9 protein-coding genes and 1 other RNA gene are annotated in these 7830 nt (G+C 61.1%); 7 read left to right on the forward strand and 3 right to left on the reverse strand.

Going from position 1 to position 7830, the window contains the following annotated elements:
* On the reverse strand, nt 1-579 hold a 579-nt coding region (locus QZ638_RS20785), incomplete at its 3' end, for a cytochrome c family protein (protein ID WP_295813948.1).
* A 197-nt stretch (nt 580-776) separates the two neighbouring features.
* Between QZ638_RS20785 and QZ638_RS20790 the strand changes: the two genes are divergently transcribed.
* Nucleotides 777-1523, forward strand: a complete 747-nt coding sequence (locus tag QZ638_RS20790; RefSeq protein ID WP_295813951.1) for a 3-deoxy-manno-octulosonate cytidylyltransferase — start codon at nt 777-779, stop codon at nt 1521-1523.
* The gene (locus tag QZ638_RS20795; protein ID WP_295813954.1) at nt 1520-2395 is read left to right on the forward strand and encodes a prephenate dehydratase; all 876 of its coding nucleotides are present in this window, start codon (nt 1520-1522) and stop codon (nt 2393-2395) included. Before QZ638_RS20790 ends, QZ638_RS20795 begins: the two co-directional genes overlap by 4 nt.
* A 64-nt stretch (nt 2396-2459) precedes the next feature.
* Here QZ638_RS20795 and nudC read toward each other — a convergent pair whose 3' ends face one another.
* Together nudC and QZ638_RS20805 are read right to left on the reverse strand one after the other, a co-directional pair.
* Nucleotides 2460-3413, reverse strand: a complete 954-nt coding sequence (gene nudC / locus QZ638_RS20800) for an NAD(+) diphosphatase (protein WP_295813957.1) — start codon at nt 3411-3413, stop codon at nt 2460-2462.
* A gap of 31 nt (nt 3414-3444) precedes the next feature.
* The gene (locus QZ638_RS20805) at nt 3445-3864 is read right to left on the reverse strand and encodes an HIT family protein (protein WP_295813960.1); all 420 of its coding nucleotides are present in this window, start codon (nt 3862-3864) and stop codon (nt 3445-3447) included.
* A gap of 129 nt (nt 3865-3993) precedes the next feature.
* Here QZ638_RS20805 and ffs point away from each other — a divergent pair.
* The 5 genes from ffs to QZ638_RS20830 form a co-directional block, all read left to right on the forward strand.
* Nucleotides 3994-4090: signal recognition particle sRNA small type (ffs, locus tag QZ638_RS20810), an RNA gene on the forward strand.
* An 89-nt stretch (nt 4091-4179) separates the two neighbouring features.
* Nucleotides 4180-6054, forward strand: a complete 1875-nt coding sequence (locus QZ638_RS20815; protein WP_295813972.1) for a DNA polymerase III subunit gamma/tau — start codon at nt 4180-4182, stop codon at nt 6052-6054.
* 17 nt (nt 6055-6071) lie between these two features.
* Complete coding sequence (locus tag QZ638_RS20820) at nt 6072-6395, forward strand: YbaB/EbfC family nucleoid-associated protein (protein WP_295813962.1); 324 nt, start codon at nt 6072-6074, stop codon at nt 6393-6395.
* 72 nt (nt 6396-6467) lie between these two features.
* Nucleotides 6468-7073 carry a recombination mediator RecR gene (recR, locus tag QZ638_RS20825; RefSeq protein WP_295813965.1) on the forward strand — a complete coding sequence of 202 codons (606 nt, stop codon included), beginning with the start codon at nt 6468-6470 and terminating at the stop codon, nt 7071-7073.
* 22 nt (nt 7074-7095) lie between these two features.
* The coding region (locus tag QZ638_RS20830) for a lytic transglycosylase domain-containing protein (RefSeq protein WP_295813969.1) at nt 7096-7830 on the forward strand (735 nt) is incomplete at its 3' end.

Raw genomic sequence — 7830 nt, forward strand, 5'->3', positions numbered from 1 at the left:
GGCCGCGGCGTCGTCACCACCTTCGGCCTCCGGTTCGGGCAGTGGCACAGGATTTGCGGCGTGCTCGCGCAGATAGGCTATCAGATCGGCACGATCCTCGATCTTCTTGAGGCCGGCGAATGCCATTGCCGTGCCCGAGATGAAACCTTTCGGGTTCGTCAGAAAGTGGTTGAGATTATCATAAGTCCAGGTGACGCTGCCGCCTTCGGCAAATTCCTGCATCGCGGCCGAATAGCCAAAGCCCTCATGGCTGGCGATAGGACGGTCGACGATCTCCCAGAGGTTCGGACCGACCTTGTTGGCGCCGCCATCTTCGACGGTGTGACACGCCTGACAGCGCTTGAAGATGTTTTCGCCTTTGCTCGCATCGGCGGAAGCAAGCAGCGGTGCGATGGATTCCGGTTCGGCCGGTTCGTCGGAAGCACCCGCCCCATCGTGCTCAGGAACCTCGATCGCATAGCCCGGTGTGGCAGGCGGCGGCGAAGAAAAGATCGCATCCGAAATAAGGCTGACCGAGAAGATGACGAAAACGGCGCCAAGCAGCGCGCCGAGGATCTTGTTGAGTTCGAAAGAGTTCATACGCCCTGAGGCTCCCTATTCCGGACGCTCGCGGCGGCGTGAAGAGCGAAACTTCCGCGCCGGTGTCCCCCGCGTTCGGCCGATGCCGGTAAAATCGCGCGGAAACTAGGTCTTTTGCTCCGCGCATGCAACACATATAAGGCACTTCCGTGTGAGACGTTTTGCCACTTTAGCAATTCAAAAGAGTTCCCGCCCTCATGTCCAGCCTCATCATCATTCCCGCGCGCATGGCCTCGACTCGCCTGCCCGGTAAACCATTGGCGGATATCGTCGGTATGCCGATGATCGTACATGTGGCACACCGGGCATCGGAGAGCGGCGCCGGCAAGGTGATCGTCGCAACCGATTCGAAAGACGTGGCCGAGGCGGTGGAGAAAGCCGGATTCGACGCGGTTATGACGCGCGCCGATCACGAAACCGGTTCGGATCGAATCTTCGAGGCATTGGGCAAGATCGACGCCCATGGCCGGTATGATCGTATCGTCAACCTTCAGGGCGACCTGCCGACCATCGCGCCGGAAGACATTCGCGCTGTCGCCGGTCCGCTCGACGATCCGAAGGTCGACATCGCCACACTCGGCGTCGAGATCGAAGACGCCGCGGAAAAAGCCAATCCGAATGTCGTGAAGATCGTCGGTACGCCGATCGCGACCGATGGCGCTCGGCTGAGGGCGCTTTATTTCACGCGTGCCACGGCGCCGTGGGGGGATGGTCCGCTCTACCACCATGTCGGCATTTATGCTTATCGTCGCGCCGCGCTTGAGCGTTTCGTCTCGCTTTCGCCGTCCGTGCTCGAGCGGCGCGAAAGACTGGAGCAATTGCGGGCGCTGGAGGCCGGCATGCGCATCGACGCGCAGATCGTCGCCTCGGTGCCCCTTGGCGTGGACACTCCCGACGACCTGGAGAAAGCCAGGACAAGACTTGCAGAGAAACTGGATACATGAACATGGCAGTCAAAACGAACAAGATCGCCTTTCAGGGCGAGCCCGGTGCGAATTCCGACACGGCCTGCCGCAACATGTTTCCCGACATGGAGCCGCTTCCATGTCCCACCTTTGAGGATTGTTTCAACGCCGTAGAAACCGGCGCGGCAGATCTGGCGATGATTCCCATCGAAAATACGATCGCCGGTCGTGTGGCCGACATCCACCATCTTTTGCCACGCTCGAAGTTGCACATCGTCGGCGAATATTTCCTGCCGATCCATTTTCAGCTCATGGTTCTTCCCGGCGTGAAAAAGGAGGAGATCAAGACCGTTTACAGTCATATCCATGCGCTCGGGCAATGTCGCGACATCATCCGCGAGCATCGTTGGAAGGGCACGGTTGCCGGCGACACTGCGGGCGCGGCCCGTCTCGTGGCGGAGATGGGCGACCGCTCCAACGCCGCGCTCGCGCCGCGACTGGCTTCCGAACTCTATGGCCTCGATATCGCCATGGAGAATGTCGAAGACATGGACAACAATGTCACGCGCTTCGTGGTGCTTTCGAAAGAGCAGAAATGGGCCGAGCGAATCGGGCTCGACCAGACGATGATGACAACCTTTATCTTTCGGGTGCGCAACGTACCGGCGGCGCTCTACAAAGCGATGGGCGGTTTCGCCACCAACGGCGTCAACATGACCAAGCTTGAAAGCTACCAGCTTGGCGGCAAGTTCTTTTCCACTCTGTTCTACGCCGATGTGGAAGGACACCCTGACGATCGCAACGTCGCGCTGGCGCTTGAGGAACTTGGCTTCTTCTCGCGTGAAGTTCGGATTCTTGGCGTCTATGCCGGACACCCGTTCCGCGCCATGCAGAGCGAGGATGACGATTAGTGCATCACACTACATGGCAAGAAGAGCGGGACAACTCGCTTGGTCTTTTCCGCGAAAGGCGATCCTAAAGGGTTTCCGGCGCCAGCACCCAGTCGCGTATAAGAGTGTTGGCGATGGCGCCGTCCGGTGGCACGCGATAGCCGTCGGGGTGGGTGCTGTTGAGCATCAAATTCACCTCCGCGCGTGAAAACCAGCGGCATTCCTCCAGTTCGTTCTCGTCGATGGTGATCGTGTCGCTTTCGGCTTCGCCATAGCAGCCGATCATCAGCGAATAAGGAAATGGCCAGGGTTGGCTCGCATGATAGGCGACGGCGCCGATCTCGATATCCGATTCCTCGCGTGTTTCACGGCGCACGGCGGCTTCGACGGTCTCGCCCGGTTCCACGAAGCCGGCAAGGCATGAAATCATGCCCGGTGCGAAATGGGGGCTTCGGCCCAGAAGGCACTGCTCGCCCCGGATCGCCAGCATAATCACCACGGGGTCGGTGCGCGGAAAATGATCTCGCCTGCACGTCGGACAGTGCCGTTTATAACCACCGTCATGCATGGTGGTTTCGTTGCCGCACCGTCCGCAAAAGCGATGGGCGGCGTGCCAGGCAAGAAGGGCGGCACCTTGGGCGAGTGCGCCGAGCGCTGTGGGCTCCAACAGCCCCTGCATATAGATCGAACGGTAGTCGATGGCCTTGACGGACGCGGGCAGTGCTTCGGGGTCGGCCATTGCGAGCACGGCCAGCACGGGTGTTTCATCCTGGTGTCCAAGCAGGACTGCCTGCTTCAGATCGGGTGCGAACGTTGCGGCTTCATTGCGTGCAAAATAGGGATAGAAAGCGTTTTCGCCCTCGACACGCAAAAGCAGCCGCCCCTCTGTGAAGAGAAGGAGGCGCGCCTTCGGGTTTTCCAGCGCGCGTTCCGCTGCGTCATCACTGCGCGCCTCCGATTGCCGGTCAATGCGATTTCCGGAGAACGCGACGCGCCGGCTTGCTTCGTCGCGGGCGGTGCCGAAAAAGGGAAAGGTCATGGAAGGCAGTCTGTCTCTTTGCACGAGAGGCTCATAACTTGCCGCGGATCGTTTCGGCAAGTCGGTGCAGGTCTTCACGGCGATAAGGCTCGCGCACGCCATGCCCCCAGACAGGGCCCGGCCAGCCCGGATCGTCTTCGCTGCGCGCCACCACGTGAATGTGAAGTTGACGGACGATATTGCCGAGGGCGGCACTGTTGATCTTCGTGCAGCCGGTGAGATCCTTCAATGTCTGGGCAATCATGTTGGTTTCGAAGCTCACCATCGCCTGGTCGAGCGGGGTGAGGTCGTGAATTTCCTCGGCGCCGGGGCGCTGCGGAATCAATATGAGCCATGGCCAGCGGCTGTCGTCGCACACGCGCAATTCGCAAAGGCCGAGCCACGTCACATGCAGGCTTTCCGCGTCCAAACGTGGATCGAGTTCGAAACCTTGTTTGGCGTCTGGCAACATCGTGTTTCCTCATCCGATCGATCAAAGCTAAAGTGAGTAGGGGACTGCTGCAAGCGAATGATTGGCCGTCGACAGGAAAGCGCATGTCGTCTCTTGCATTTGCCTTCACAATTTCCGATATGAGGGCCGGGAGGTTGGTGGTGGACGCGCCACTCGCCAACCGGGTCAGATCCGGAAGGAAGCAGCCCTAACGAGCCAGGCACGGGTCGCCGTGCCAGCCTCCCACCTTCTTCTCGTCTTCTTTGACCGCATTCACCGGATTCCAGCCTTGTCGTCCACATTGTCCATTGACGCACAACCTCGTCCAAGGGGACACTGGCCGCGTCAGGACAAAACACGGAGCGCGACAGGGCAATGACCGAGGCCGGCACAAACGCAAGCGACAAGGCCGGCAGCGCCTATCGGGTCCTGGCCCGCAAGTACCGCCCCAGCGATTTCACGGCTCTTATCGGTCAGGAGCCGATGGTGCGCACGCTCACCAACGCTTTCGGCGCCGGGCGCATCGCACAGGCGTGGATGCTGACTGGCGTGCGCGGTGTGGGCAAGACGACGACGGCGCGTATTCTGGCCCGTGCACTCAATTACAAGACCGACACGATCGATCATCCCACGGTAGAACTGAACGAGGAGGGCGAGCATTGTCGCGCCATTCTCGAGGGGCGGCACGTGGATGTGGTGGAAATGGACGCCGCCTCGCACACGGGCATCGACGATATACGCGACATCATCGAGCAGGTGCGCTATGCGCCGGTCTCCGCGCGCTACAAGGTCTTCATCATCGATGAGGTTCACATGCTCTCCAACCAGGCCTTCAACGGCCTGTTGAAGACACTCGAGGAGCCGCCGCCACATGTGAAGTTCATCTTCGCGACGACAGAAATTCGCAAGGTACCCATCACCATTCTGTCGCGCTGTCAGCGTTTCGATCTGCGCCGCATCGACGCGGCCATGATCAAGGCCGACCTCGCCCGCATCGGCGGACTCGAGGGGGTAGCTGCCGAAGACGAGGCGCTGGCTATGATTGCCCGCGCGTCGGAAGGGTCGATGCGCGATGCCCAATCGATCTTCGATCAGGCGATCGCCCATTCCTCCGGAAAGGTGACGGCGGAAACCGTTCGCGACATGCTCGGACTGGCCGACCGCAGCCGCATCATCGGCCTGTTCGAATGCCTCATGAAAGGGGACGTGGCTGCCGCGCTGGGCGAATACCGCGCCCAATACGACGTCGGCGCAGATCCGGCGACGGTCCTTAACGACCTTGCCGAGTTCAATCATCTGGTCACGCGGTTGCGTTTCGTGCCGGAAGCAGCCGAGGACGCCGCGCTTTCGGAAGACGAGCGCATGCGCGGCCTGGAACTTTCAAAAACGCTTTCCGTTCGTGTCCTTTCCCGCGCGTGGCAGATGCTGCTCAAGGGCATTCAGGAAGTGCAGTCTTCCGGTCGGCCCGTTGCTGCCGGTGAAATGGTGCTGATCCGCATCGCGCATGCGGCCAATTTGCCGACCCTCGACGAGGCGATCAAGCGGCTGGACGACATGTCCGCCGAAACCGGCAGTGGACACGGACGGCCTTCAGGCTCTGGCGCAGCGGCCCCCTCCGGTAACGGGGGTGGTGGTGTGATGGCATCGGCTATTGCCGCGCAGCACGCGCCAATCTCCGGCGGGGGACAGACCATGCGTCTTGTCCAGCCGGAAACGGCCTCTGTGCCGATACAACAGCCCGTTCACAGTCAGCAGGAACCGGACGTGGTTCCGCTTCACTCTCTTGAAGACATATCCAAGCTCGCCGATGCCAGGCGGGACATGGCGTTCAAGGTTCTGCTCAAGCGTTGCGTGCGCCTCGTCTCCATCGTTCCCGGCCGTATCGAGGTCAACCTGGTCGACGATGCGCCGAAAACACTGATGGGCGATCTGACAAACCGTCTCAAGGATTGGACGGGGCGGCGCTGGGTCGTCTCTCTGTCGAGCGAAACCGGCGGTCCGACGCTCGCCGAGCAGGAGGAGGGCCGCCGCGAGAGCGCGATAGCGGATGCGAAAGCCGATCCGGCGGTGTCGGCTATTCTAGACAAGTTCCCCGGATCGAAGATCATCGACATTCGCATACCGGACGCAACCGATCCGGACGCTGTCGAAGATGCATCCGGACCGGTCGAGGCGGTCGATCTGGACGATGACGACGACGAAGATTTCTGAACGAACTGGAGACCACAATGCGCGATCTGATGGGCCTGATGGGCAAGGCCAAAGAGATGCAGGCCAAGTTTCAAGCCCTGCAGGAAGAAATGGCCCAGATGAAAATCGAGGGCCAGGCGGCCGGCGGCTCGGTAACGGTGACGCTTAGCGGAAAATCCGAGATGAAAGGTCTCAAGATCGACCCGTCGCTCTTCAAGGAAGATGACGTCGAAATCCTGGAAGACCTGATCCTGGCAGCACACAACGATGCGAAATCGAAGCTCGAAGCCGCCATGCAGGAAAAGACCCAGGAAATGACGGCCGGCCTGCCCATCCCCCCGGGTATGAAGCTGCCGTTCTAGAATAGGACAGAGGTGCACGTCCGGGCGGAAACCGGGTTTCCGCTTCTGCCGTGCAGCATTTCGGATCAGCCCATGTCCAAATCCATCGCCGGCCCCGAGATCGAGCGCCTTATCCAGCTTCTGGCACGCGTGCCGGGGCTCGGGCCGCGTTCGGCGCGGCGGGCTGCACTCCATCTGATCAAGAAGAAAGATCAGCTTTTCGCGCCGCTGACGGCGGCCATGGCCGAGGCCGTCGACAAGGTGCGGGTGTGTTCCACCTGCGGCAATGTCGACACCAGCGATCCCTGCACCCTGTGCACCGACCCGCGTCGCGACGGCAGCACCATCATCGTGGTGGAAGACGTGTCCGATCTCTGGGCGCTGGAGCGCGCCGGTGCCATGAATGCGCGCTATCATGTGCTCGGTGGCACCCTTTCTCCGCTCGACGGCGTCGGGCCGGACGACCTCAACATCAAGGGGCTCGTTGGGCGGGTGTCCGAAGGCGCTGTCTCGGAATTGATCCTCGCCGTCAACGCCACGGTGGAAGGGCAGACCACCGCCCACTACATCACCGACCAGGTGGCGGGGATGGAGGTGAAGGTGACGCGCCTCGCCCACGGTGTGCCGGTGGGGGGCGAACTCGACTATCTGGATGAGGGAACGCTGTCGGCGGCGCTCAAGTCGCGTACCAGCTTCTAGTGAAGATTCGGGAGGAATGCACTTGAGATTCCGCGATACGATACGCCTTCTGGTCTTCCTTTGCGGTTTGGTTGTTGCGGGTGCGACGGCGGCGCAGTCCGTCGAAGCGCAGTTCCGCAATTGGCTCGCCAACGATCTCTGGCCGGAAGCGCAGCGCCGGGGCATTTCATCCACCACCTTTAACGCGGCCTTTGCCAATGTCTCTCCCAATCTGAAACTGCCCGATCTCATCTTGCCGGGCGAGAGCAAACCTCGAAGCGACCGTCAGCACCAGGCCGAGTTTCGCGCGCCTTCCGCCTATTTCAAGCATATTGGAGGCGTCGTCTCGGGCGGTCGTGCGCGGGCAGGAAAGCTTGCTGGCGTCCTGTCGGCCATCGAGAAGCGCTACGGTGTTTCCAGCGGCATTGTGCTCGCCATTTGGGGGCGCGAATCCGGTTTTGGGCGAGCGAAGATTCCCCATGATGCGTTCGAGGTTCTCGCCACCAAGGCCTTTCTCGCCACCCGCAAAGCGATGTTTCGCGAAGAAGTTCTGGCGGCGCTCGAAATGGTAGAGCGGCGTGGGATCTCGCCCCGCGCGATGCGCTCGTCCTGGGCTGGCGCGATGGGCCAGCCGCAATTCATGCCCACCTCCTATCTGAAATACGCTGTCGACGGCGACGGCAATGGCAGCGCCGACATCTGGAGTTCCGAGGCGGATACGCTTGCCTCCATCGCGAATTACCTGACGAGCCATGGCTGGGTGCGCGGACGCGACTGG

This window comes from uncultured Nitratireductor sp. (assembly GCF_913053745.1).
Classification (GTDB): Bacteria; Pseudomonadota; Alphaproteobacteria; order Rhizobiales; family Rhizobiaceae; genus Nitratireductor.

Bases quoted from the DNA above. Each gene is read 5' to 3' on its own strand.
- QZ638_RS20805 (WP_295813960.1), bottom strand. From the start codon at position 3,864: ATGTTGCCAGACGCCAAACAAGGTTTCGAACTCGATCCACGTTTGGAC.
- QZ638_RS20795 (WP_295813954.1), top strand. From the start codon at position 1,520: ATGAACATGGCAGTCAAAACGAACAAGATCGCCTTTCAGGGCGAGCCC.
- recR (WP_295813965.1), top strand. From the start codon at position 6,468: ATGTCCAAATCCATCGCCGGCCCCGAGATCGAGCGCCTTATCCAGCTT.
- QZ638_RS20790 (WP_295813951.1), top strand. From the start codon at position 777: ATGTCCAGCCTCATCATCATTCCCGCGCGCATGGCCTCGACTCGCCTG.
- nudC (WP_295813957.1), bottom strand. From the start codon at position 3,413: ATGACCTTTCCCTTTTTCGGCACCGCCCGCGACGAAGCAAGCCGGCGC.
- QZ638_RS20820 (WP_295813962.1), top strand. From the start codon at position 6,072: ATGCGCGATCTGATGGGCCTGATGGGCAAGGCCAAAGAGATGCAGGCC.